A 24574-nucleotide genomic window follows, 5' to 3' on the forward strand; every position below is an offset into this window, starting at 1 on the left:
GTGAAATAGTGAACGAGAATGTTGTCCAGTATTGGAACCGGGTGAAACAGTACTGGAGTCAGTTTAGCAAAGCGCAAAAAATTACGTTCGCAGCCACAATTGTCATATTGCTTCTAACCGTGGGTGTGATTAGCTATAATTTTTCGAAGACGGAATACGCACTAGCTTATACAAATTTACAGCCAGGCGATGCAGCGGCAATTAAGGGCTATCTGGACGGGGCCAAAATTCCTTACCAGCTAAGTGAAGACGGCAAGAGCATCGGGGTGCCTCGCAGCGAGGTGGCTAGCGTTAAGCTGGCAGTCGAGTCGCAGGGCTTGAATAAATCGGGTAATGTCGGATTCGGAGCTTTTAACGAAAGCAGCACTTTCGGAACGACGGACCGCGAGTTCGATGTAAAATACGTAAATGCTGTACAAGGCGAGCTTCAACAGCTGATCAACGCCAACAGTGCAGTAAACAGCTCCAAGGTATTAATCAGCCTGCCGGAGAAAAGCTTATTTCTCCGAAGCGGTGACCAGCCTAAAGCTTCGGCCTCGGTCGTCGTCAACCTGAAACCGGGCTATCAGCTGGATCAAGCGAAAATTGATTCGATGTACCGACTGGTATCACACAGCAGAACCGATTTGCCGATTGAGAACATTACGATTACCGATCAGAATGGCGACCCGCTCGAATATTCGAAAGGCGGCGCATCGATTACTTCTGGCAACCGCGCAAAAGAGCATTTTGACATCAACAATCAATTCCGCTTGGATGTTCAGCGGAACGTACAGCAAATGCTCGGTACCATTCTCGGCAGGGACAAAGTTATTGTAAGTGTATTCTCTACGATAAATTTTGATCAGACAAGAAAGACCGAGCAGCTTGTTACGGCTCCAAATCAAGTCGATCAAAAAGGATTGGAAATATCGCTGCAGGAAATTTCCAAAAACTATTCAAGCGATGGAGGCGGTCAAACTGGAGGCGTTCCTGGTACCGGTCAAACGGATGTACCGGGCTATCCCGGCGCTAGCAACACCGGGAAATCGAATTCCGAAGAGCTGAGCCGGACCGTCAACCTGGAAGTGAACCGCATCAAGAACGAAATTGAGCTTACACCATGGGTTGTAAGAGATTTAACCATTAATGTAGGTATTGAACCACCGAATCCTGCGGATCCTGCGTCGCTTACGCCGGAAACGACGGAAGCCGTTCGTCAAATCCTCGTTAACGTGGTTCGTGCGGCATTGGCCGATAACCGTCCTGCACCTACAGACGATGACATTGCCAAAAAAGTTACCGTTTTCCCGCATACGTTTGCTCGAACAGCAGAAAATCAAGCGACAAGCACAAATCAGATGCTGCTTTACGGGGCATTGGGCGGTTTGGCACTGGCCTTGCTTGCCGGTGGCGCATTCTGGATGGTTCGCCGCCGCAAACAGCGCGCGGAGGAGCTCGAGGAAGAAATGCTGGCCGCTTCCGAAGCGCCGAAGGTTGAGTTCCCAACCATTGATATCGATAATGTGAATAACGAAAATCAAGTACGTAAACAGCTGGAACAGCTCGCCAAGCGAAAGCCGGAGGAATTCGTCAATCTGCTGCGTACTTGGTTAGTAGAGGAATAGGGGTGAGCTCGCTTGGCTAAAGTGCTGCAATCCGGATTATCCGGTCGTCAGAAGGCCGCTATTCTGCTTATCAGCTTAGGTCCGGAGGTATCCGCACAAATCTTCAAGCACTTGCGGGATGAGGAGATTGAGCAGCTAACGCTGGAGATAGCGAATGTCCGTAAGGTGGATAACTCTGAGAAGGAAGCCATCATGGCTGAATTCCATCAAATTTGTTTGGCGCAGGAATTCATATCGCAAGGCGGCATTTCGTACGCAAAGGACATTCTGGAGAAAGCCCTCGGTTCGCAGAAGGCGCTTGATATTATTAACCGTCTGACGGCCACCCTTCAGGTTCGCCCTTTTGACTTTGCTCGTAAAGCGGATCCGGCGCAAATTTTAAACTTTATACAGAATGAAAATTCGCAGACAATCGCTTTAGTGCTCGCTTACCTTCAGCCCGAGCAAGCTTCCATCATTTTGTCATCGCTGCCTCAGGACAAGCAAGCTGACGTAGCGAAACGTATTGCCCTGATGGACAGCACATCGCCTGAGGTGATCAGTCAAGTAGAACGGGTGCTTGAACAAAAGCTGTCCTCAACGGTGACGCAAGATTATACGAATGCCGGAGGTATTACCTCCATCGTTCAAATTTTGAACGGTGTTGACCGCGGGACAGAGCGCACCATTCTGGATTCCCTTGAAATTCAGGATCCGGAGCTTGCGGAAGAGATCAAGAAGAGAATGTTTGTCTTCGAAGACATTGTTAACATTGATAATCGTTCGATTCAGCGGATTATTCGGGATATCGAGAATGCCGATCTGCAGCTTGCTCTGAAGGTAGCGAGCGAAGAGGTTCGCGAAGCGATCTTCAAGAACATGTCCAAGCGGATGGCTGAATCATTCCGGGAAGAAATGGAATTTATGGGCCCGGTACGCTTGAGAGATGTAGAAGAAGCACAAACCCGTATCGTAGCTACTATTCGTCGTTTGGAAGAATCCGGTGAAATCATCATCGCCCGCGGCGGAGGAGATGATATCGTTGTCTAATGTCATCAAGTATTTTCAATACGTTTCATTAGAAGACACGAAGATCGTCGAGGCGCCCCCGAGCCCTGCCTTTGTCATGCCGGAGGAAGAATCTATTGAGGACGGGACGTCGGAAGAATACCAACAGCAGATCAATGAAGCGAATGAACTGAAAAATCAAATTTTGCAGGATGCCGAATCGTTTGCTGAAGAACAGGTACGACTAGCAATGGAGGAGGCTGCTGCCGTTAAGGAGCAGGCTCAAGCAGAAATTGAACAATGGTGGAGCGATCGTAGAACTCAGGATCAAGACTTATTCGCTCAAGCAAGGCAAGACGGGTTTCAGCAAGGCTATGAAGACGGGCTGCGTCAAGCTGAAGAACAAATTCGCGAGCAATATCAAGGCATGCTTCAAGAGGCGGCCCAAGTATTAGAGCAGTCCTATGTACTCAAGCAGCAGATCATTCAAGAAGCGGAACCGTTCTTAATTGATCTAAGCACAGCCATTGCGGAGAAGATCATCGGCCATCAGCTGACTATCGAATCCGGCTGGGTTATCGAGCTGATCCAAGGCGTACTTGCCCGGCGCCGGGAAAAAGGAATCATTACCTTGTGTGTATCAGCGGCCCACTTTACTTACATCCAGGATGCGAGAGAAGAGCTGCTGCTTCATATCGATTCCCAAGCGGAGCTCCAGATTATTCCTGACCCGTCGGTAACGGATCACGGTTGTGTCGTTCGCTCGTCCTTCGGCAGTATTGATGCGAGAATCGATACACAGCTGAAGGAAATAAAGTCGGCACTCAGACAGCTAGCTAATCGAAACGAGGGATGAGCATGAATCAGGTGCCGAGCGCAGCCAAATTTTTGGAGCAATTGCGGCAGGTAGACCCGATTCGAGTTAACGGCAAAGTAACACAGGTTATTGGATTGACCGTAGAATCCGAAGGGCCGGATGCCAGCATCGGTGATGTATGCTACATCTACCCATTCAAGTCCAGTCAACCACTGAAGGCGGAAGTTGTCGGCTTCAAGAACAACAAGGTCATTCTCATGCCCCTTGGTGAATTGGATTCAATAGGGCCGGGCTGTGATGTTGTCGGTACAGGCAAACCGCTCACGGTTCAAGTAGGTCACGAGCTGCTAGGCAAAGTTCTGGACGGGCTCGGACAACCCTTGGACGGGACCTTTCTTCCATCTAGGATGAGCCAGTATTCGACGAACAATTCGCCGAGTAATCCGTTGAAAAGGCCACGCGTGTTGGAGCCGATTAGCGTCGGTGTCCGATGTATTGACGGACTTTTAACCATAGGCAAAGGCCAGCGGGTCGGTATTTTTGCCGGATCCGGTGTCGGTAAGAGTACGCTGATGGGCATGATTGCAAGAAATACTTCAGCGGATGTTAATGTCATCGCCCTTATCGGTGAGCGGGGGAGAGAGGTTCTCGATTTCATTGAGCGTGACTTGGGTCCCGAAGGGTTAGCTCGTTCCGTTGTTATCGTAGCGACATCCGACCAGCCTGCCTTAATTAGAATCAAGGGAGCTCTAATTGCAACCAGTATTGCTGAATATTTTCGTGATCGCGGACTTAACGTCATGCTGATGATGGATTCGGTCACTCGATATGCCATGGCTCAGCGGGAAGTCGGCTTAGCGGTTGGCGAGCCGCCTGCTACTAGAGGCTATACGCCTTCCGTGTTCGCTACACTGCCTAAGCTATTGGAACGTTCGGGTAACGGACCAAAAGGTTCAATTACCGCATTTTACACAGTCCTGGTGGATGGAGACGATATGAACGAACCGATTGCAGATGCGGTGCGGGGGATATTGGACGGGCATATCGTACTGAACCGGAATATAGCCAACAAAGGTCATTTTCCGGCAATCGACGTTTTGGCCAGCGTCAGCCGTGTTATGAAGGAAATTGTACCGGTGGAGCAGCAGCTTGCTGCCGAGAATCTTAAACGACTGATGTCTGTTTATAAAGATTCGGAAGATCTCATTAATATCGGGGCGTACCAAAAAGGATCGAACCCTGATATTGATATGTCGATTGATTACATTCAATCGATTTGGGAGTACACCAAGCAGCGCGTGCATGAGAAGCTGACTTACGAAGAAGCGCAGCAGCGTTTAATTCAAGAATTTTACAGGGGATGAGGATGAAGCGTGCGTTTTCATTATACCTTCCAGAAAATAGTAGACCTGAAAACGAATGAAAAGACACAAGCGGAATGGGTTCTTTCTGAAGCTATGGGAAGGCTTAGACGGGAGCAAAGCTCATTGAGCGAGCTTCAGCAAGCCAAAGACAAGCTGTCGGAAGAACTGCTGCGCGCATCCGAATCACGAACGACCATATCGGAGCTCAAGCTGATGCAAGGCTATTTGGAGCATATGGACCAATGCATTCATGCGAAGCATCAGGATGTTCAGAAGGCACAATCGCAGGTTCAGCTTAAGCAGGAGCATCTGACGGATAAAATGCTCGAAGAAAAGGTATGGACTAAGGCGAAGGAACAAGCATTTACCCGTTTTACCGCTACCATGCTCAAGAAAGAGCAGGAGCAAATGGATGAGATGGCGACCAATCGGTTTCGAAGATTATCTTAAGTCATGAACAAGCAGGAGGTGAGGGTATGGCGAACGTCGATACGGAAAATTCCACATCTTACGGTGCCATGGAACGGTTTCTCATATGGTTCCTCATCCCTTTTGTATTTACCGCGGTGCTGCTCGGCGTATTGTTGACGATTTTCGACTACGATATTATGAACAACGTCCTTAGAACAGCTAATAAGCTTCCGGTAGTAAGCAGCATTATTCCTGATCCTAAGGATAAACCATCCGATGCCAGCACCAAGAGCACTACCGCCGAGGGAAAAGCAGATACCACAACTGCACCGGCAGCACCGGAGGACAAAGTCGCAGGGCTGACCGCACAACTGCAGGCGAAGGATGCCGATCTGAAGAAAGCAGAGGCATTACTGCAGCAGCGTGATCAATTAATTAAGGATCTCCAATTAAAGAATAGCGGCCTGGAAGAGCAGGCGAAGGTAAAGACGCAATCGGAAGACGAGTATACGAATCAAATTCAGCAGTTGGCGGCGATGTATGCCAAGATGACTCCGAGTAAAGCGGCGCCGATCATGGAAAACCTGACGACTCGCGAGATGGTGCTTGTACTTAGCATGATGAAGACAGACGAACGGGTGAAAATACTCGAGAAGATGGATGCGAAGAAGGCCGCTGAGGCTTCAATCCTCCTCAAGGATCAAACTACTGTGCGTGATAAGCAAATCGCTGCTCTTCAAGAGAGAGTGAATGTGACGCCAGCAGCAAGCAGTCAGTCGAATAACCTGACGAAGGATGACTTGGGCGCGACCTTTGCTAATATGACACCCAAAAGCGCAGCGACCGTTCTCCTAGAAATGCAAAAAACGACGCCTGAAAAGGTAATATCCATTCTAAGCTCAATGGATGTTGCCGGACGCTCCAAAATCTTAACGGCCCTTTCGGAGCAGTCTAAGGATACAGCGGCAATTATTTCAGCCAGGCTCGCTCAATAAGTCATTGGAAGGAGGTGAAAACAAAACATGGAGATTCAAGGACAAATGACAATTCAAGCTACATCCGGCTCTGCGAACTCTTCAGCTCAAGCTACGGGTGTCGCGGCGAACGGCGCAAATTTCTCTTCAGCCCTTAGCACGGTTATGACAACAGCCAATCCTTCTGCCGGTCAGGACCAGGCTTCTTCTGCCGGAGTGTCGGCGTTGCTTCAATTGCTGATGCCATTATTGAATATGCAGCAATTGCCGGAGGAGCAGGCAAAGGAGATGACGGAATCACAGCTTGACGGATTAATTAAGCTGCTAGATCAGTCCGATTCCGATCTTACGGACGAGCTGTTGAAAGATCCCGGTCTGCAAGCATGGCTCGCTGAGGTGCAATCCTACTTTCTAACATTTCAGCAGGCTCAGGTCACACTGACAGAGCTTCCTGAAGATGAGACTGCGATGGATGGCATTTCCGATGTATCGCTTACAACTGACGAGTCGATGGAGGCAGTAAACCCATTACTTTTCGTACCTCTTGATCAAGGTAAGGGCACGACTGACCATTTAACAGAAACGAAAAGTTTGACAAAATCCGAAGCCATTCAATTACTTAATGACGTTAAGCAGCTGCTACATACAGCTTCTGGACTGTCAAACGGGGATTTGAAGCAAGTGATGAAGGAGCTTCCTGCCGTCGTGTTCGGTTTGCAGCAGCATGAAGATGCTGGCTTGTCGCAAGAGAACTCGGACGAAATGCACAGCAAAAACGTGATTCAAGTCGCAACGAGCTCGATTCAAAAGCTGGAGTATTTAGCTGCTAAAACGGTCACACCCAAATTTGCAGTAGATATCCCTGCCGAGCAGCATGATCAGCTTTTTGAACCGCTAGAGACGGTATCTGCAGAGACGGAAATGGCAGAACCAATCCCTATGCATGAATTCTTAAAGCATCAGCAGACAGCCGGCGCTACAGCCAAACCGGCTTATGTTCAAATGCCTGCGGCTACTTTCACGGACGATATGACAAGGTTTGTCGTTAGCTCCTTCTCGATTCAGACCTCATCAGAGGGCTTTACGGAAGCTAAGCTTTCCTTGTACCCTCAGCACCTCGGTCATGTAGAAGTGAAGCTTTCGATGCAGCATGGACAGCTGACCGCTCATTTTATAGCTGATAATGCAGCCGGTAAGGAAATGCTGGAGAATCAGATGGCACAGCTTCGGTCGAGCTTGCAGAATCAAGGCATACAGGTAGAAAAAATTGAGGTATCTCAAAGCCAAAGCTTTCAATCTGGGATGTTTCAAGAGCAAAGGCAGCAGCAGCCCGGACAATCGGGCAAACAGTCGAAATCCGGTAATAAGAATTTGGATTCTTTGGAAGTCGAAGGGACGGACGGAGCGGATATTCAAAAGACAAGAGCTGCTCTTACGGGAACCGGCGTAATTGATTACTCGGCGTAAAACTTCAGCTTCGATGCTGGTGCTTACCGGGAGGTGAAGGAATGGCGGATACAAATATCGGTACACGGAATGTATGGCCTTATTATTCACAGGAAAATGTTCAACGGGCGGGGTCCGGGGACAAGAATAAATTGGGTAAAGATGAATTCTTGAAAATTCTCATCACACAGCTGAAGAATCAAGACCCAATGCAGCCGCTTCAAGATAAAGAATTTATCGCGCAGATGGCGCAGTTTACCTCCGTCGAGCAGTTGACTAATATGGCTAATGAGTTAAAATTTATGCGGCAATCATTAGGCTTTGCTTCCAGTCTTATCGGGAAGAACGTTACTTGGTCTTTGAAGAACGATAAAGGTCAAGAGGTTGCGAGCTCCGGCTTGGTGGAGGCTATCAAGGTAAGAAATGGGGAGCAGCTGGCTGTAATTAACGGTCAGGAAATATCTCTCGATCGAATCAGTAAAATTACGAATCCGGAGGAAACTCCATGACGGAACGAATATCCATTGGACAGCTTTATCCCAATGCCGTTCCACCTGCACGGACGCGTCAGCCTGTAACACCCGCTAAGGGGTCCAGCACATTTGATCAGATCCTGCAAAATCAATTCGTTCGTGTCAGTCATCATGCGGAAGAGAGAATACGCCAGCGGGGGATTGAGCTTAAGCCGGAGCAGCTGGCCAAAATCAATCATGCTATTGATAAGGCCGCCAAGAAGGGTGCAAAGGATTCGTTGATGCTCCTAGGGGACACAGCCTTTATTGTCAACATCAAGAATAGGACGATTGTCACGGCTATGGACGGCGACTCCATGAAAGATAATGTATTTACGCAGATCGACAGTGCTATGGTGATCACGTAAAGCAAGGGGCTGGACCGAATCGGAGGCCCTTACGGCTGCGGATCGATTGAAGCAGCCATCTAGATCCCAATTAGGAGGAATTGAATCGAATGCTAAGATCACTTTATTCCGGCGTATCCGGTATGCGCGGCTTTCAAACGAAATTGGATGTTATCGGTAATAATATCGCTAACGTAAACACTGTAGGCTTTAAAGCAGGCCGTGTTATGTTTAAGGATATTTTAAGTCAAACGGTCGCAGGTGCTTCTCCGTCGGAGGATACAGTACGAGGAGGTGTTAACGCCAAGCAAATCGGTCTTGGTGTATCCATTGCAGCAATCGATACGATTCATACGCCCGGTAGTGCCATGACAACGAACGTAGTAACAGATCTTCGTATTGATGGGGACGGCTTCTTCGCAGTAAAAAGTGACCCGGCTGCTACAGAGCCTTTTCTGACAAGAGCGGGTAACTTTACGGTCGACGCTAACCAGCAGCTTGTAACTGCAGACGGGATGTTTGTTATGAGCACGGATGGGGCTCCTATCGATCTGAAGGCTTTTGGTACGGTGACGGCATTCTCGATTTCCACTTCGGGTGAAATCATTACCGTTGATGATACAGGGGCAACGAACAATACGGGAACGTTTATTTCCGTTGTCAAAGTAGCGAACCCAGCCGGTCTTGAGAAAATCGGCGGCAACCTCTATCGTCAAACACCGAACTCGAACGATGTGGCGAATGCGCCTGTATCCTCCAATTATAGTCAGGCCAATGATGCTACGCTCGGAACTGGAGCCATCATTTCAGGCCAGTTGGAGATGTCTAATGTTGATTTAACCGCAGAATTCACAGAGATGATTGTTGCACAGCGCGGCTTCCAGGCGAATTCCCGCATTATTACAACTTCTGACCAAGTGCTGCAAGAGGTTGTTAATCTGAAGCAATAATAGTATAGTATGAATTTTTAAAAGGGGGAGGAGCCCTCCCCCTCCATTCAAGCTAAGTGGAGGTATGGGATGGTTACTTTAACCCGATTGAACGGCAAAAAGCTGGTGATAAATGCTTTGCTTATCGAATCCATCGAAGAAACACCGGATACGATGGTGACGTTAATTACCGGAAAAAAAATTATGGTCCTTGAGAGCACAGAAGAAGCAGTACAACTGATTCAAAGCTATTGTCAATCGATTGGACTTGTAGCGGGTACTTTTAAGAGCTTGAATTCGGAGGGGTCGTAAGTTGTTAAAGAATAAGATTTTCATTATGCTGGTTGCGATTCTAATTGCTATTACATTGATATTGACGGCAGCCTTTGTTCTGTGGAACTATATGATTAAAAGTAACGATTCCCCTGAGAATGCTGCTCAAAGCTCTGCAAGTCAAGTAAAGCAGGCCAAGAAACTGACACCGGATCAAATTAAAGAAAATACAGTTATCATTAAGGATATTACTACGAATTTAGCCGGCAATGCTAAATTCATTAAAGTAAGCTTCGCCTTTGAACTTGAAAATAAGAAGGCAAAGGAAGAGTTCGAAAAGCTGGATTTCAAAATGAAGGCCATTATTATTCAAACCTTGGCTGACATGACTGCGGAAGAAGCAAGCGGCGGAAAAAGCTTTGATACTCTGACCTCTGTCCTTATGAATAAAATGAATCCTTTACTTCAGGAAGGGAAATTAAATCAAATTTATATTACGGATAAAGTGCTTCAATAGAAACGGGCATTCTCCATGATATAGCACAGAGGAGGTGACGCTAATGGTTGATGTTCTCTCGCAGAATGAGATTGACGCTCTGCTTGCCGCATTGTCTTCCGGTGAGATGGATGCCGAGGAGCTCAAAAAAGAAGAAACGCAAAAGAAGGTCAGGGCTTACGATTTTAAGAGGGCGGTTCGATTCTCTAAGGACCATATTCGAAGCCTAACTCGAATTCATGAGAATTTTGCCCGTTACTTGACGACATATTTTTCAGCTCAATTAAGAACCTTCGTACAAATTAACGTTGTACAAGTTGAGCAGCTGCCCTATGATGAATTTATCCGTTCGATACCTAAAATGACCATTTTGAATATTTTCGAAGCAGAGCCTTTGGAAGGCAGAATGGTGCTTGAGGTACATCCGAATGTAGCGTTTGCCATGGTGGACCGTTTGCTCGGCGGTGCTGGTACGTCTCCAACGAAGATTAATGCGCTCACAGAGATAGAGACGATCGTCATGGAACGGATCTTCAGCAGAGCCTTCGAGAGCCTCCAGGAAGCTTGGAAGACTGTGGTGGATTTATCTCCTAGGCTTGAAGCGCTGGAGACGAACCCGCAGTTCATGCAAATCGTATCACCGAACGAAACGATAGCGCTTATTTCCTTAAGCACCAAGATTGGCGACACTACGGGGATGATCAATTTATGTATTCCTCATGTTGTTATTGAGCCTATCATGCCCAGATTATCGGTACACCATTGGTTTGTATCTCAGAAAAAAGTTCGGGCCCCGGAAGAGGTTATGGCTTTACAGTCCAGGCTGCATAAGGCCAAGCTACCCATCATTGCCGAATTGGGAACTTCGCAAATTAATGTTCGCGAATTTTTGAATCTTAATGTCGGTGATGTGATTACGCTCAACAAATCCGTTGACGAGCCGCTTCATATACGTATTGGGGAAAAGCTTAAGTATTACGGTACTCCTGGTACGGCCCGCGGTAAGCTTGCCATTCAAATCAGTGAGTCTGTAGAAGAAGGAGTAGAAGAGAATGACGAATAACAAAGACTATTTGTCACAGGAAGAGATTGATGCTCTTCTGAGACAAGCGTCCGATGGAGGCGGCTCTGACAGCTCCGGCTTATCTCCGGTCTTGGATGATTACTTATCTTCGTTAGAGCAGGATGCGCTTGGGGAGATTGGTAACATCACATTCGGAAGTGCTGCTACAGCTCTATCGACGCTTCTCGGTAAGAAGGTGGATATTACTACACCGAAAGTATCCATAATCGCGCGTGAAGAATTGGTTCAGGAGTTCCCCAAGCCCCATGTAGCCGTACATGTCAATTATGTGGACGGTTTTCATGGAATCAATCTACTTGTGATCAAAACTCGTGATGCTCAAGTCATTGCGGATCTGATGATGGGTGGGGACGGGACCGGTCAGAACATGGAATTGTCGGAAATTCACATTAGTGCCGTACAAGAAGCGATGAATCAAATGATGGGCTCTTCGGCGACATCCATGTCGACCATCTTTAACCGGTTCGTTAATATCTCGCCGCCAGGCATTGATATATTGAATTTGTCCGAACAAGGAGACCAGGCCCTTCCACCGGAAGACGTGTTTATCAAAATATCGTTCCGGCTCACGATCGGCGATTTGATCGACTCGACCATCATGCAGCTTCTCCCGGTAGGATTTGCAAAAGATATGGTTTCCATACTTATGGGCGGAGGTGACATGAACCCAGAACCGGCTCCAACACCTGCACCGGCACCACAACCGGCAGCTCAGCAGCCGCCTGCGCCAGCACCAGCGACGCCAAGTATGCCTGCTCCTGATCCATACGCCCAACCAATGTATCAGCAGCCGCCTATGCAACAACCCATGTATCAACAACCGCCGATGCAGCAACCGATGTATCAACAGCCTATGATGCCTCAGCAGCCAATGATGCCGCCGCAACCGGCTACCTACGGCATGCATGCGAATCGCAACGTAAATGTGCAGCCTGCTCAGTTTTCTAATTTCAGTACGCCACACTTGACCGCTGCGGAAGATACAAACCTGAATTTACTACTGGATATCCCTCTTAAAGTAACAGTAGAATTGGGTAGGACACATAAGGTTATTAAAGATATTTTGGAGCTTTCCCAAGGCTCTATTATCGAGCTGGATAAGCTAGCCGGTGAGCCTGTGGATATTCTCGTTAACAACAAGCTGATCGCCAAAGGCGAAGTTGTCGTTATTGATGAGAATTTCGGTGTACGTGTTACGGACATCGTCAATCAATGGGATCGCATTCAGAAATTACAACAATAAATATTTACTCAACCCTAGGAGGATTGGTTATCCATGGCTAACCGCATTTTGATCGTAGACGACGCTGCTTTTATGAGAATGATGATTCGCGATATTCTAACAAAGAACGGATATGAAGTTGTTGGAGAAGCAAACGACGGGGCGCAAGCCATTGAGAAATTTAAAGAGCTTCGTCCGGACCTGATTACAATGGACATCACGATGCCTGAGATGGATGGAATCAATGCATTGAAAGAGATTAAAAAGCTGGATGCCAATGCAAAAGTTATTATGTGCTCTGCAATGGGACAGCAAGCTATGGTAATCGATGCCATTCAAGCCGGTGCAAAAGACTTTATCGTGAAGCCGTTCCAGGCGGATCGCGTTATTGAAGCCATTAAGAAAACATTGGGTTAGCATGGTATAAAGCAGCATGGGGAGAGTTTGTTCAACCCGAAAGGAATGTGAAACTTGAAACGACTCGCAACCAAGTTGGCAGCAGCTTTGATTTTCGTTTCAGCGCAAACAGCAGTATTCGCTGCTGTTTGTTTTGGAGCAATAGGAGAAGACACAACGAAGTCCCCTGACTTAGGCGATCCAGCTGGAAAGCCTATTGTAGGAGGAGGGGCAGGCGATACGTTTGTCATGATTCTCAAGGTAATATTCTTCCTTATCCTTATTATCGGTTTGTTTTTTGTGATTATGAAGATCGTTTCGCAAAAAAATAAACTGCTGTTCGGCCGCTCGATCCGCTCCTTGGGCGGTGTTCCGCTGGGGCAGAACAAATCCATTCAAATCGTAGAAATCGGACGTTCTCTCTATGTGGTCGGCGTAGGGGAGAACGTTCAGCTACTGGAAAAGATAGAGGATGAACAGGAGGTAGCTTATATTACTGATTTGATGACGGTATCGTCTGTGGCTCCGAGTTTTGACGCGTTTGGCAGCTGGGTTCAGAAGCTTCGCGGCAAACCCGCCGTCAATGAACAGGAAGAGACGGAAATGTCATTTCAGCAAGTGTTTCACAACAAAATGCAGCGTGTTTCCGATCGTAAAAAGCTGGCCGAGGAACTGCTGAATCAAGATCAATACAACGGATCGGTTGAATGATAAATCATGAAGAATAAATTGAGATGGATTCCAGCTATTATCGCCGTATTAGTTATCGTCTTGGGCTACTCTTCGCCGGTCTACGCGGCGAATCCGATCCCTGGGATCAACATCGACATCGGAGGAACGGATGCGAATACTCCGGCAGGCGCTGCAAGCACGGTCAATATATTGCTCCTGCTCACGATTCTAAGTATCGCTCCTTCGATACTAGTACTGATGACAAGCTTTACGAGAATCGTCATTGTACTAGGTTTTGTAAGGACCTCGCTTGGGACACAGCAAATGCCTCCCAATCAGGTATTAATCGGATTAGCCTTATTTTTAACCTTTTTTATCATGGCGCCAACGCTCGGTGAGATTAATCAGACGGCATATCAGCCGTATATGAAGGGCGAAATTTCGCAGACGGCTGCTTTAGACAAAGCATCGGTAACCATCAAAAAATTTATGTTTCAGCATACGCGGGAAAAGGATTTAAAGCTGTTTTTGGACTATACGAAGGCAGCGCCTCCCACGGGAGTCGAAGATACACCGCTTACCGCATTGGTACCTGCTTACGCTATAAGTGAGCTGAAGACGGCTTTTCAAATGGGCTTTATGATTTTTATCCCGTTTCTTGTCATCGATATGGTAGTAGCGAGTACGTTAATGGCAATGGGGATGATGATGCTTCCACCGGTTATGATCTCGCTGCCTTTCAAAATTTTATTATTCATCCTCGTGGATGGTTGGTACTTAGTCGTACGGTCACTACTGTTAAGCTTTAATACGTAAACGATCGTTGAAGACTGTCAGGAGGAGAATAACGTTGAGCTCCGAGTTTATCATTAAGCTGGCCGGCGAAGCGGTTTATACCACACTCAAGGCTAGCGCACCAATGATGGTGCTGGCTCTGGTTGTGGGATTGATTGTCAGCATTTTTCAGGCAACGACGCAAATTCAGGAGCAAACGCTGGCGTTTGTACCCAAAATCGTGGTAGTATTGCTGGCATTACTGGTATTTGGTCCGTGGATTCTTACCACTTTGGTCGACTTCACTTACAATCTGCTTAACAATTTATATAAATTTGTAGGTTAGGTTGTGAGCGAATGGATTGGATACTGCAATATTATCCTGGATTTCTGCTATTTTTTTGTCGAATCACCTCTTTTTTTGTAGTATCACCGGTCTTTTCGGCTCAAAATGTGCCGAACCCATTGAAGCTTGGCTTAGCTGTGTTTGTAGCTTTTATTTCTTTCATCAGTCTTGGCACCTCAACACCCGTTACTTTGGATTCGATATTTTGGCTTTTGATACTTCGGGAAATATTGGTCGGACTTTTTCTCGGATTCATTGCTTACTTATTTTTTACCGTTGTACAAATTGCGGGTGCATTTATCGATATTCAGATTGGGTTTGGTATTGCAAATGTGATTGACCCTGTAACGGGTGCTCAGAGTCCGCTTATGGGGAACTTGAAGTATATGGTAGCCCTATTGCTATTTTTTAGCTTTAACGGGCATCACTATTTGCTTGAAGGGATCATGCGCAGCTACGAATGGATTCCGTTAGATAACGAACTTTTTACGCATATTTATAACGGCCGAATCTCTGATTTCATGCTACGCACATTTTCGGAAGTATTTGCACTTAGCTTTCAAATGGCTGCCCCCATCATAGTAGCCTTATTTCTTACTGATTTGGGGTTGGGACTACTGGCGAGAGTGTCCCCGCAGTTCAATATTTTTGTCATAGGGATGCCTCTTAAAGTCCTGTTGGGATTAATGATGTTAGTCTTACTATTCCCTGGCTATCAGCTGCTTTTTAAAGATTTGTTTAAAGCCATGCTGGAAGCAATTCAACGATTTTTCGGCGTGTTTGCTGCTTGAACGGAGGGAACAACGTGACCACGCTTCGCTACCAATTGGATTTACAGTTATTTTCGGGTGAGAAGACGGAATCCGCGACCCCCAAAAAAAGGCAGGAAGCTCGCCAAAAAGGTCAAGTCGCCAAGAGTATGGACTTGTCCGCTGCGTTTATTTTATTTTTCACGTTTATGTCCTTTGTATTGTTTGGTAGTTTCATGAAGGATCAACTATTGGCGATGTTTAAGTCCATATTCTACGATTTTCTTCTCTATGATCCAACGATTGAAAATGTACAAACCTTGGGTACACGGTTACTTTTGCAAATGCTCATGATTGTAGGCCCGATATTCATAATCGCGCTTGTGATCGGTGTTGCTGCGAATTACCTTCAGATCGGTTTTCTTTTTACGGCAGATCCCTTGAAGATGAAGTTTGAAAAGATCAATCCGATCTCTGGAGCGAAAAATATTTTTTCTTTGCGTTCCGTCGTGGATTTTCTGAAGTCTGTACTTAAAATGAGCATCATAGGTGTTGTCGTTTTTAACACCCTATGGGGAGAGCGTAGCCAAGTGATGGAGCTTGCTCATCATCCCATAGAAGATATCCTTTGGTTTACTTCATCGCTTACGTTATCTCTTGGATTGAAAATCGGTTTGATCCTAATTGTTCTAGCAATATTCGATTATATGTACCAGCGGTATGAGCATGAAAAAAGCTTGAAAATGTCTAAGCAGGATATTAAGGACGAATATAAGAAAACAGAAGGCGATCCGTTAATCAAAAGTAAAATCCGTGAGAAGCAACGAAGAATGGCTATGCAGCGGATGATGCAGGAAGTTCCCAAAGCCGATGTGGTCATTACGAACCCGACTCACTTCGCTATTGCTCTTAAGTACGATGCAGAGAAGATGCAGGCACCCATGGTCATCGCTAAGGGAACGGATTATATCGCCCTAAAAATCAAACAAATCGCCAAGGAAAACGGTATCATGACAATGGAAAACAAACCGCTGGCTCGTGCGTTGTACGCTCAAGTAGAGATCGGGGAAGCCATTCCGAACGATATGTTCCAGGCCGTAGCAGAGGTTCTAGCATATGTATACAAAGTTAAAGGAAAAGCGAACTAATTACAGAAGGGAGGGCATCTGGCAATGAAACTAAAGGATTTAGTGGTATTAGTCGGCGTGATCGGGATCGTCTTGATGATGGTTGTGCCGCTCCCGCTGATGTTGCTTGATGTCCTGCTCATCATTAATATTGCTTTTGCTCTCGTTATTATTTTGATTGCAATGAATACAACAGATGCTTTGCAGTTCTCTATCTTTCCATCATTGCTCCTCATCACCACCTTGTTTCGGTTGGCTCTCAACGTTTCGACAACCCGAAATATTTTGGCCAACGGGGATGCCGGTAATGTGGTCGCAACCTTTGGTTCCTTCGTTGCCCAAGGCAATATCGTAGTCGGCTTCGTCGTCTTTATCATCCTTGTCTTGGTGCAGTTTATCGTAATAACCAAAGGTTCCGAGCGCGTTGCCGAGGTCGCCGCACGATTCACACTCGATGCGATGCCGGGTAAACAGATGAGTATCGACGCCGATTTGAACGCAGGTATGATTAATGAGCATCAAGCAAGAGAGCGCCGCGAAAAAATATCTCGTGAAGCGGATTTCTATGGCGCTATGGACGGTGCGAGTAAATTCGTGAAAGGGGATGCCATCGCCGGCATCATCATGCTTATCATCAATATCATCGGCGGCTTGATTATCGGGGTGGCTATGAAAGGCAAATCGTTCGCGGAAGCAGGGGAGCTGTACTCGATCATGACGATCGGTGACGGCTTGGTAAGCCAAATCCCGGCACTGCTGATTTCCACCGCTTCCGGTATTATTGTTACCAGAGCCGCTTCGGACGGTAACCTCGCTCAAGATCTGACGGCGCAGCTTTTCAATTATCCAAAGCTGCTTTATATTGTAGCCGCTACGATAACCGGTCTCGGCATTTTTACACCGATTCACTTTTATACTACGTTTCCGATTGCGCTATTAATCGCTTTCGGCGGTTATAAGATGCAGCAAAATCAAGTCAAGCAGCAGGCAGCGGAAGTTCAGCTTGAAGAAGAGCAGCAAATCGAGGAAGTACGCAGTCCGGAAAGTGTTATCAGTCTTCTCCAAGTGGATCCTATTGAGTTTGAATTTGGTTATGGTTTGATTCCGCTTGCGGATACGCAGCAGGGCGGGGATTTGCTGGACCGGATTATTCTTATTCGAAGACAATGCGCCCTTGAACTGGGGATTGTCGTGCCGGTCATCCGCATTCGCGATAATATCCAGCTTCGTCCTAATGAATATGTGATGAAAATTAAAGGGAATACCGTCGCACGAGGCGAGCTCCTTCTAGGACATTACTTGGCCATGAGTCCCGGCATCGATGATGATTCGATTTCCGGTATCGATACCTTGGAACCTGCCTTCGGACTCCCTGCTATCTGGATTGACGAACAGACGAAGGAACGTGCGGAGCTTTCCGGATATACAGTAGTGGATCCGCCTTCGGTGGTTGCCACCCACATGACGGAAATCATAAAGAAGCATGCCCATGAGCTCTTAGGAAGACAGGAAACGAAGGCTCTAGTGGAGAATGTGAAGGAGAATTATCCGGCATTGGTGGACGAGCTGATACCAGGAGTCTTGTCCCTTGGGGATGTGCAAAAGGTTTTGGTTAAGCTGCTTCGTGAGAAAATTTCCGTACGCGATTTGGTAACGATCATGGAAACTTTGGCTGACTACGGAGGCTATACGAAGGATCCTGAAATTTTGACAGAGTACGTGAGACAGGCCTTATCCAGACAAATTACACAGCAATATGCAACCGGGGGAGATTCCCTTAAGGTGATTACCGTCGGGCCGTCGTTAGAGAAGAGAATCGCGGAATCGGTACAGCAATCGGATCAAGGCAGCTATTTGGCGCTCGACCCTACATCAACTCAGGTAATTTACCAAAAGATTAGCGACCAAGTGACGAAGCTGTTGCAGTCGGGACAGCAGCCGATTGTTCTGACCTCTCCTACAATTCGCATGTACTTGCGGCAGCTTTTGGAACGAACCATGCAGGACATTCCGGTATTGTCTTACAGCGAGCTTGAACCAAATGTGGAAATTCAAAGCATGGGAGTTGTTAATCTATGAGAGTAAAGCGCTATGTAGTAGATTCCATGCCGGATGCCTTACAGAAAATACGTACGGACCTTGGCAAAGACGCGGTCATTTTGAATACTAAGGAAATTCGCTCCGGCGGTTTTCTCGGGTTGTTTTCGAAGAAAAAAATTGAGGTCATTGCTGCGACAGATACGGCGGCTGCCGTCGGTGGAGCTGGAGTTCCATCGCCTATCGGGGCAGGGAAGCAACCTCAACAGGCCCAGATGCAGAAGCCGATCATTCCGCCGGTGCAGCCATCAAGCAAACCTGCATTCGCATCCATGCTGCAGGAGGAGAGGGCGTCACTTTCTTTTCCTGAAGTACCCGACGTGTTTCCAACGGCTTCGACAGGCAGTACTCAGGCCTCGATCCCAACCATGGTGAAACAGGCACCAACGGCTGTGAAGCCTCGAGAGGATGTCCTGCTCGAAGAATTAAAACAGATGAAGGAAATGATGCATAAGCTTTCTAAACAGAACCTTCAACAACCGGAGCTGGATCCAGTTCTTTTGGAATTTGAACAGCGGCTAATCGATCAGGAGCTGGAACCGCTGCTTATACAGAGGCTCATTGCACGTGTCCAGGAGGAAGTGGAGTCAGAGGGTACCTCCCTTACCAAGGAAGCAGCTATCGCGTCCTTGAAGAAGCAGCTTCTGGAGATTCTTGTGCCGAGCCAAAGCAAGCCAATTTCTCCGGACACTCAAATCGCACATTTCGTCGGTCCGACCGGTGTCGGTAAAACCACTACAATCGCTAAACTCGCGGCCGAGCAAGTATTGAAGTATGGACGGAAGGTAGGGTTTATCACTTCCGATACGTATCGAATTGCTGCAGTCGAGCAGCTCAAAACATACGCTACCATTTTGAATGTTCCTTTAGAAGTGGTCTTTTCTCCGCTCGATTTGAACAAAGCGTTCGAGCAACTGAAGGATCGCGACATCATCTTTATGGATACGGCCGGACGTAATTTCCGCAATGAAATGTATGTTTCCGAGCTGAATGCTCTACTGCAATCGCGGGGGCAAAGTGAAACCTTCCTTGTATTGAGTTTAACGACGAAGTATAAGGATATGAAGGCTATTACGGAAAATTTCAGCAAATTTAAGCTGGACAAGGTATTGTTTACCAAGATGGATGAAACGGATTCCTTCGGACCGATTGTCAATCTAATCCATGAATTTCAGCTTCAGCTATCCTATATGACCAACGGACAGAGCGTGCCGGATGACATCGTAGAACTGGACGAAAAGCACATCATCGATCTGATTCTGGAGGACTACAAGCATGAATGACCAAGCACAAGGATTACGGAATCTGATACAGCATCAGCAGGAGCTACGATCGAAATCAACCCGGATTATTACTGTTACCAGCGGCAAGGGCGGGGTAGGGAAATCGAATTTTACATTGAATTTTGCTCTGACGCTTCAAAAAAAAGGTTACAAGGTGCTCGTATTCGATGCCGATATCGGTTTGGCAAACATCGATGTATTGATGGGGGTTACAGCGAAGTACAATTTGTATCATTTGCTCAAAAAAGAAAAGTCGATCTCCGAGATTATCCAGACCGGTCCAAACGGTTTGCAATTTATTGCCGGAGGGTCAGGCTTCAATGACTTGATACGTCTTACTGAAGAGCAGCTTGACTACTTTGCAGAGCAAGTCAGTCAATTAAACGGCCTTGTCGATTTTATTATATTTGACACAGGAGCCGGCTTATCCAAAGAGACATTGAAATTTATTATTGCGGCGGAAGAGACGATCGTCGTTACCACGCCGGAGCCGACTTCGATTACCGATGCTTATGCCATCATTAAAATGGTCAATTCGATGAACTACAAGATCCCCTTTAAGCTTGTAGTAAACCGGGTTACGGATGGCAAGGAAGGAAAGCAGACGGCGGACAAAATCAGCCTGGTTGCCAAACAATTTTTACAGCTGGACATTCCGTCGCTTGGCTATGTGCCGGATGACAGCAGCGTATCCAAAGCCGTCAAGAAGCAAATTCCGTTTACCGTAGCCTTTCCTAATAGCGATGCATCGCGCGGCATTAGTGAGCTGGTGGATGATTTTCTTGCCAATCAGCCGAGGACAGAGCAAGATGCAGGTGCAGGAGCGATGAAAGGCTTTATCAATAAAATGTTAAAAATGTTAAAGCAATAAACGTGCCATCCTCTAACCAGCAAGTGGCTCATAACAACCAAAGAGGGGGGGACCTGAATGCCGGCATATGACGTACTGGTCGTGGATGATTCGGTTTTTATGCGGAAAATGATTTCCGACTTTATTACAAGTGACCCTGAGTTTCGTGTAGTGGCAACCGCAAAGAACGGTAAGGAAGCGGTAGAGCTCATTAAGAAGCACCGACCGCGCGCCGTCACAATGGACATTGAAATGCCCGAAATGAACGGGTTGGAGGCGCTTCGAATCGTTATGCGGGAGCAGCCCACACCGGTGATCATGCTCAGCAGCTTAACGCAGGAAGGCGCCGCCGAAACGATTAAAGCATTGGAATGGGGAGCCTTTGACTTTGTAGGCAAGCCTTCCGGATCCATTTCGCTTGATCTTCACAAAGTAAAGGATTTGCTTCTTGAAAAGCTAAGAGCAGCCGTCAAATCCAATGCTAAGAAGTTTGCCGATCCTGTTTTTCCGGTAAGCCTCAAGAACAAGCTGACAACGCCGACGTTAGCAAAACAGACTGCGAATCAGCACGGGACGGCGGGTAATGATCTGACGCGATTCGAGCATTTGGTCGCGATCGGCACCTCTACCGGGGGGCCGAGAGCGCTCCATAAGGTGCTGTCGGAGCTGCCAAGCGGATTTCCTGCTCCTATCGTCATTGTACAGCACATGCCTCCTGGATTTACAAAGTCACTGGCTCAACGTCTTGATTCCGTTTCACAGATCAGAGTGGTGGAAGCGGAGGAGGGAATGAGGCTGGAAAGCAGCACGGCTTATGTGGCGCCGGGCGGCTACCACCTTACAGTGGCACGCAGCGGACCGCAGTACAAGATTCATTTATCGCATGAACAGCCCCGCGGCGGACATCGCCCTTCCGTTGATGTCATGTTCGAGTCGCTGCTGCCGTTAAAGGAGTTAAAAAGACACATTGTCATTATGACCGGTATGGGATCGGACGGTGCCAAAGGGATGCTCGCATTAAAACAATCGGGAGCCTTGACCACAATTGCCGAGTCCGAAGAAACCTGCATTGTATACGGCATGCCGAGGGCGGCAGTCGAATTACAGTGCGTAACGGACATAGTGCCCCAGCAAAGTATTGCACGAAAGCTTGCAACAGCTGTATTCCAATCGTAGGAAATACTTCTGGGATACATATACGGACGTAAATTGATGGAGGTGTGGTTATGGAAATGAATCAGTATCTCTCGATGTTTATTGATGAATCAAGAGAGCATCTGCAGGCGATAAACGATAACTTACTCAGCTTGGAAACAAATCCCGAAGATGTCAGCATCGTACACAATATATTCCGTTCTGCTCATACGTTGAAGGGGATGTCCGCCACGATGGGCTTTGAGGACATTGCCTCCTTAACGCATGAGATGGAAAACGTATTGGATTTGGTCCGAAACCTGAAGCTGAAAATGGATGCATTTATTTTCGATTGCATCTTCAAGAGCCTGGATTCCTTGGAAACCATGGTGGAGGATATTATCCAAGGCGGCACAGGAAAAGCGGACGTGACGGGTATCGTCGCCGCTCTGAAGTCGATCGTAACCGGCGACTACTTAAAAGGGGGCGGGGCACCCGCTGCAGCACCAGCCGCTTCGAATCCTGCTGCGTCGGCAGCCGCTGAGCTTGATGAATTCCAGCATTCGATCATTCAGCAATCGATTGAAGCCGGAATTCCCGTATTTCAAATTAAGGTAGCTGTGCGTGAGGATTGCGTTCTGAAGGCGGCACGTGCTTATATGGTATTTAACGTGCTTGAGCAGAACGGAGAAGTCATCAAATCCAATCCTTCCGTAGAAGATATTGAGCAGGAACGTTTTGACCGCTCCTTCTCCGTATTTTACATTTCGCAAATCGGTCAGGAAGATCTCCACAAGCAGTTAAGCAGTGTATCGGAGATCGAGAAGGTAGATGTCATAGTGCTCGATCAGGCTAAGCTGGAAGAGCTGATGAATCCTCCTGCACCTGAACCGGCTGCAGCGGCAACGACTGCTCCTGTCGCAGGAGCATCGGCTGACCAGAAGGCTGAGCCGTCCAAGAAGCCGCCGGCGCAAGGGAATGCTCCGGTAGCCAATCGGACCATTCGCGTCGATATCGAGCGCTTGGACACTTTGATGAACCTGTTCAGCGAGCTGTTGATCGACCGGGTTCGACTAGAGCAATTGGCAAGTGAAATCAAGAAAAATGATCTGACCGAAACGGTTGAGCACATGGCGCGAGTGAGCAGCGATCTTCAGAATCTTGTATTGAAGCTACGCATGGTTCCAGTCGACACCGTATTCAACCGATTCCCAAGGATGATTCGAGATGTAGCCAAATCACTGGACAAGAAAGTGGATTTGGTGATTACAGGTGCCGACACCGAATTGGACCGCACGGTCGTCGATGAAATCGGAGATCCTCTCGTACATCTTCTGCGTAATGCCGTTGACCATGGACTTGAGCCGACGGCCGATCGGATTAGTGCAGGAAAGCCGGAGGTAGGAACAATCTACCTGAGAGCGTATCACAGCGGCAACCACGTATTCATCGAAGTAGAGGAAGACGGCCGCGGCGTCAACCGCGACAAGGTGCTGGCCGGTGCCATTAAGAAAGGTGTTGTCACACAAGAGCAAGCAGCGCGGATGACAGACGAGGAAGTGTATATGCTGCTCTTTGCTTCGGGTTTTAGTACCGCTGATAAAATTTCGGATATTTCCGGCCGCGGCGTAGGACTCGATGTCGTGAAGACGAAGATTGAGAGCTTGGGCGGAGCCATTCATGTATCGTCCAAACTCGGTTTCGGCAGTAAATTCTCCGTTCAGCTACCGCTGACGTTGTCTATTATCGCGGCCATGCTGATTCGAGTCGGAGGAGAGAAGTATGCGATTCCATTATCCTCGATTGTGGAAACGGCAGCGATCAAGAAGGAGCAAATCCGTTACGTTCACGGCATTCGCATGATTGACTACCGTAAGAGCGTGATCCCCTTAGTGCCGCTTGCACAGTTGTTCGAAGTGCCGGGAGCGATGGAGGAATTGTCCGACGAGACGCAAATCGTCGTTATCCGAAAGGGCGAGAAGATGGCAGCGCTCATTGTAGACGAGTTCATCGGTCAACAGGAAATCGTCCTCAAATCGCTCGGCAAGTATTTGACCAACTTGTTTGCCGTTTCCGGGGCAACGATTCTCGGGGACGGGCAAGTGGCATTAATCATCGATACGAACGCCTTAATTAAGTGATAAAGCCGACGTTCTCTGAAGAACGATACCTTAAGGAGGTCACGAGCATGGGACAGGAAATCAAAGTCATAGTTTTTGCTTTAGCACATGAGGAATACGGCGTAGAGGTGGAAAAGGTTAAAACCATTGAGCGTATGCAGCCGATGACGCGTGTCCCGAAGACACCTGATTTCGTCAAAGGCGTTATCAATCTGCGGGGTGTGGTCACTCCCGTCATTGATCTTCGCGGACGCTTCGGCTTCCCGGAAGGCGAATACACAGATAACACACGGATCATTATCGTTTCCGTCGGTGACATTGAGGTGGGCTTAATCGTAGATTCGGCTAATGACGTTATTGATGTAGACTCCGACCATATTGACGATCCGCCGGAAATTGTCGGCGGCATCAAAGCCAAATACCTGCAAGGCATCGCCAAGGTAGGCGACAATCGATTACTCATTCTTCTGAATTTGTCCGAAGTGTTGAACAAGAGCGAAATCGTCCAATTAGAAGCGATCGAGGAGTAATCTGCCGTGGAAGCCTTTAACCAATTT

Annotated in this window: 26 protein-coding genes; all 26 read left to right on the forward strand. The window is 47.5% G+C overall.

Annotation, left to right across the window (positions count from 1 at the left end; genetic code table 11):
- Positions 1–8: 8 nt before the first annotated feature.
- The 26 genes from fliF (at position 9) to RAC89_RS23310 (ending at position 24547) form a co-directional block, all read left to right on the forward strand.
- Complete coding sequence (gene fliF / locus RAC89_RS23185; RefSeq protein WP_306615966.1) at positions 9–1607, forward strand: flagellar basal-body MS-ring/collar protein FliF; 1599 nt, start codon at positions 9–11, stop codon at positions 1605–1607.
- Positions 1608–1619: 12 nt separating this feature from the next.
- A complete protein-coding gene (fliG, locus tag RAC89_RS23190) occupies positions 1620–2636 on the forward strand; it encodes a flagellar motor switch protein FliG (RefSeq protein ID WP_284639035.1) in 1017 nt (338 codons plus the stop codon).
- Positions 2629–3450 carry a FliH/SctL family protein gene (locus RAC89_RS23195; RefSeq protein ID WP_306615967.1) on the forward strand — a complete coding sequence of 274 codons (822 nt, stop codon included), beginning with the start codon at positions 2629–2631 and terminating at the stop codon, positions 3448–3450. Before fliG ends, RAC89_RS23195 begins: the two co-directional genes overlap by 8 nt.
- A 2-nt stretch (positions 3451–3452) precedes the next feature.
- Entirely contained in the window at positions 3453–4775 is a 1323-nt protein-coding gene (fliI, locus tag RAC89_RS23200) for a flagellar protein export ATPase FliI (protein WP_306615968.1), read from the forward strand.
- A gap of 9 nt (positions 4776–4784) precedes the next feature.
- Positions 4785–5225, forward strand: coding sequence for a flagellar export protein FliJ (fliJ, locus tag RAC89_RS23205; protein WP_306615969.1), 441 nt, complete (start codon positions 4785–4787; stop codon positions 5223–5225).
- Positions 5226–5251: 26 nt separating this feature from the next.
- Positions 5252–6181, forward strand: a complete 930-nt coding sequence (locus RAC89_RS23210) for a MotE family protein (protein ID WP_306615970.1) — start codon at positions 5252–5254, stop codon at positions 6179–6181.
- 27 nt (positions 6182–6208) lie between these two features.
- Positions 6209–7627 (forward strand): flagellar hook-length control protein FliK, encoded by a 1419-nt coding sequence (locus tag RAC89_RS23215; protein ID WP_306615971.1) that lies wholly within the window; start codon positions 6209–6211, stop codon positions 7625–7627.
- 41 nt (positions 7628–7668) lie between these two features.
- Entirely contained in the window at positions 7669–8115 is a 447-nt protein-coding gene (locus RAC89_RS23220; protein WP_306615972.1) for a flagellar hook capping FlgD N-terminal domain-containing protein, read from the forward strand.
- Positions 8112–8486 (forward strand): TIGR02530 family flagellar biosynthesis protein, encoded by a 375-nt coding sequence (locus tag RAC89_RS23225; protein WP_306615973.1) that lies wholly within the window; start codon positions 8112–8114, stop codon positions 8484–8486. The genes RAC89_RS23220 and RAC89_RS23225 overlap by 4 nt, the downstream gene beginning before the upstream one ends.
- A gap of 89 nt (positions 8487–8575) precedes the next feature.
- A complete protein-coding gene (locus RAC89_RS23230; RefSeq protein ID WP_306615974.1) occupies positions 8576–9415 on the forward strand; it encodes a flagellar hook-basal body complex protein in 840 nt (279 codons plus the stop codon).
- 69 nt (positions 9416–9484) lie between these two features.
- A complete protein-coding gene (locus tag RAC89_RS23235) occupies positions 9485–9706 on the forward strand; it encodes a flagellar FlbD family protein (protein WP_284639053.1) in 222 nt (73 codons plus the stop codon).
- Position 9707: 1 nt separating this feature from the next.
- On the forward strand, positions 9708–10184 hold the full coding sequence (locus tag RAC89_RS23240) for a flagellar basal body-associated FliL family protein (protein WP_284639055.1): 477 nt from the start codon (positions 9708–9710) through the stop codon (positions 10182–10184).
- A 43-nt stretch (positions 10185–10227) separates the two neighbouring features.
- Positions 10228–11226, forward strand: a complete 999-nt coding sequence (gene fliM, locus RAC89_RS23245) for a flagellar motor switch protein FliM (RefSeq protein WP_284639056.1) — start codon at positions 10228–10230, stop codon at positions 11224–11226.
- Positions 11216–12490: a flagellar motor switch phosphatase FliY gene (fliY, locus tag RAC89_RS23250; protein ID WP_306615975.1), complete on the forward strand. Its 1275-nt coding sequence runs from the start codon at positions 11216–11218 to the stop codon at positions 12488–12490. Before fliM ends, fliY begins: the two co-directional genes overlap by 11 nt.
- A gap of 33 nt (positions 12491–12523) precedes the next feature.
- Positions 12524–12886 carry a response regulator gene (locus tag RAC89_RS23255; RefSeq protein WP_284639060.1) on the forward strand — a complete coding sequence of 121 codons (363 nt, stop codon included), beginning with the start codon at positions 12524–12526 and terminating at the stop codon, positions 12884–12886.
- 54 nt (positions 12887–12940) lie between these two features.
- Entirely contained in the window at positions 12941–13576 is a 636-nt protein-coding gene (locus RAC89_RS23260; RefSeq protein ID WP_306615976.1) for a flagellar biosynthetic protein FliO, read from the forward strand.
- Positions 13577–13582: 6 nt separating this feature from the next.
- On the forward strand, positions 13583–14353 hold the full coding sequence (gene fliP / locus RAC89_RS23265) for a flagellar type III secretion system pore protein FliP (RefSeq protein WP_284639064.1): 771 nt from the start codon (positions 13583–13585) through the stop codon (positions 14351–14353).
- Positions 14354–14387: 34 nt separating this feature from the next.
- Positions 14388–14657 carry a flagellar biosynthesis protein FliQ gene (gene fliQ, locus RAC89_RS23270; RefSeq protein ID WP_284639066.1) on the forward strand — a complete coding sequence of 90 codons (270 nt, stop codon included), beginning with the start codon at positions 14388–14390 and terminating at the stop codon, positions 14655–14657.
- A gap of 11 nt (positions 14658–14668) precedes the next feature.
- Positions 14669–15448 (forward strand): flagellar biosynthetic protein FliR, encoded by a 780-nt coding sequence (fliR, locus tag RAC89_RS23275; RefSeq protein ID WP_306615977.1) that lies wholly within the window; start codon positions 14669–14671, stop codon positions 15446–15448.
- A gap of 14 nt (positions 15449–15462) precedes the next feature.
- Complete coding sequence (gene flhB, locus RAC89_RS23280) at positions 15463–16554, forward strand: flagellar biosynthesis protein FlhB (protein ID WP_306615978.1); 1092 nt, start codon at positions 15463–15465, stop codon at positions 16552–16554.
- Between the two features lie 24 nt (positions 16555–16578).
- On the forward strand, positions 16579–18612 hold the full coding sequence (gene flhA / locus RAC89_RS23285) for a flagellar biosynthesis protein FlhA (RefSeq protein WP_306615979.1): 2034 nt from the start codon (positions 16579–16581) through the stop codon (positions 18610–18612).
- A complete protein-coding gene (gene flhF, locus RAC89_RS23290) occupies positions 18609–19913 on the forward strand; it encodes a flagellar biosynthesis GTPase FlhF (protein ID WP_306615980.1) in 1305 nt (434 codons plus the stop codon). The genes flhA and flhF overlap by 4 nt, the downstream gene beginning before the upstream one ends.
- Positions 19906–20784, forward strand: a complete 879-nt coding sequence (locus RAC89_RS23295; RefSeq protein ID WP_306615981.1) for a MinD/ParA family protein — start codon at positions 19906–19908, stop codon at positions 20782–20784. Before flhF ends, RAC89_RS23295 begins: the two co-directional genes overlap by 8 nt.
- Positions 20785–20841: 57 nt before the next feature.
- On the forward strand, positions 20842–21939 hold the full coding sequence (locus RAC89_RS23300; RefSeq protein WP_306615982.1) for a protein-glutamate methylesterase/protein-glutamine glutaminase: 1098 nt from the start codon (positions 20842–20844) through the stop codon (positions 21937–21939).
- A gap of 50 nt (positions 21940–21989) precedes the next feature.
- Complete coding sequence (locus RAC89_RS23305; protein ID WP_306615983.1) at positions 21990–24038, forward strand: chemotaxis protein CheA; 2049 nt, start codon at positions 21990–21992, stop codon at positions 24036–24038.
- A 47-nt stretch (positions 24039–24085) separates the two neighbouring features.
- Positions 24086–24547 (forward strand): chemotaxis protein CheW, encoded by a 462-nt coding sequence (locus tag RAC89_RS23310; RefSeq protein ID WP_284639081.1) that lies wholly within the window; start codon positions 24086–24088, stop codon positions 24545–24547.
- The last annotated feature ends 27 nt before the right edge of the window (positions 24548–24574 follow it).

It is taken from the genome of Paenibacillus sp. GD4 (genome assembly GCF_030846225.1).
In the GTDB taxonomy this organism is placed as follows: Bacteria; Bacillota; Bacilli; order Paenibacillales; family NBRC-103111; genus Paenibacillus_G; species Paenibacillus_G silviterrae.

Excerpts from the sequence above, each read along its gene's own strand:
- fliR (WP_306615977.1), top strand. The coding sequence starts at position 14,669 with ATGGATTGGATACTGCAATATTATCCTGGATTTCTGCTATTTTTTTGT.
- RAC89_RS23225 (WP_306615973.1), top strand. The coding sequence starts at position 8,112 with ATGACGGAACGAATATCCATTGGACAGCTTTATCCCAATGCCGTTCCA.
- RAC89_RS23235 (WP_284639053.1), top strand. The coding sequence starts at position 9,485 with ATGGTTACTTTAACCCGATTGAACGGCAAAAAGCTGGTGATAAATGCT.
- RAC89_RS23255 (WP_284639060.1), top strand. The coding sequence starts at position 12,524 with ATGGCTAACCGCATTTTGATCGTAGACGACGCTGCTTTTATGAGAATG.
- RAC89_RS23210 (WP_306615970.1), top strand. The coding sequence starts at position 5,252 with ATGGCGAACGTCGATACGGAAAATTCCACATCTTACGGTGCCATGGAA.
- RAC89_RS23310 (WP_284639081.1), top strand. The coding sequence starts at position 24,086 with ATGGGACAGGAAATCAAAGTCATAGTTTTTGCTTTAGCACATGAGGAA.
- flhF (WP_306615980.1), top strand. The coding sequence starts at position 18,609 with ATGAGAGTAAAGCGCTATGTAGTAGATTCCATGCCGGATGCCTTACAG.
- RAC89_RS23230 (WP_306615974.1), top strand. The coding sequence starts at position 8,576 with ATGCTAAGATCACTTTATTCCGGCGTATCCGGTATGCGCGGCTTTCAA.
- flhA (WP_306615979.1), top strand. The coding sequence starts at position 16,579 with ATGAAACTAAAGGATTTAGTGGTATTAGTCGGCGTGATCGGGATCGTC.
- RAC89_RS23220 (WP_306615972.1), top strand. The coding sequence starts at position 7,669 with ATGGCGGATACAAATATCGGTACACGGAATGTATGGCCTTATTATTCA.
- fliI (WP_306615968.1), top strand. The coding sequence starts at position 3,453 with ATGAATCAGGTGCCGAGCGCAGCCAAATTTTTGGAGCAATTGCGGCAG.
- fliY (WP_306615975.1), top strand. The coding sequence starts at position 11,216 with ATGACGAATAACAAAGACTATTTGTCACAGGAAGAGATTGATGCTCTT.
- RAC89_RS23215 (WP_306615971.1), top strand. The coding sequence starts at position 6,209 with ATGGAGATTCAAGGACAAATGACAATTCAAGCTACATCCGGCTCTGCG.
- RAC89_RS23300 (WP_306615982.1), top strand. The coding sequence starts at position 20,842 with ATGCCGGCATATGACGTACTGGTCGTGGATGATTCGGTTTTTATGCGG.
- RAC89_RS23295 (WP_306615981.1), top strand. The coding sequence starts at position 19,906 with ATGAATGACCAAGCACAAGGATTACGGAATCTGATACAGCATCAGCAG.
- RAC89_RS23305 (WP_306615983.1), top strand. The coding sequence starts at position 21,990 with ATGGAAATGAATCAGTATCTCTCGATGTTTATTGATGAATCAAGAGAG.
- fliM (WP_284639056.1), top strand. The coding sequence starts at position 10,228 with ATGGTTGATGTTCTCTCGCAGAATGAGATTGACGCTCTGCTTGCCGCA.
- fliP (WP_284639064.1), top strand. The coding sequence starts at position 13,583 with ATGAAGAATAAATTGAGATGGATTCCAGCTATTATCGCCGTATTAGTT.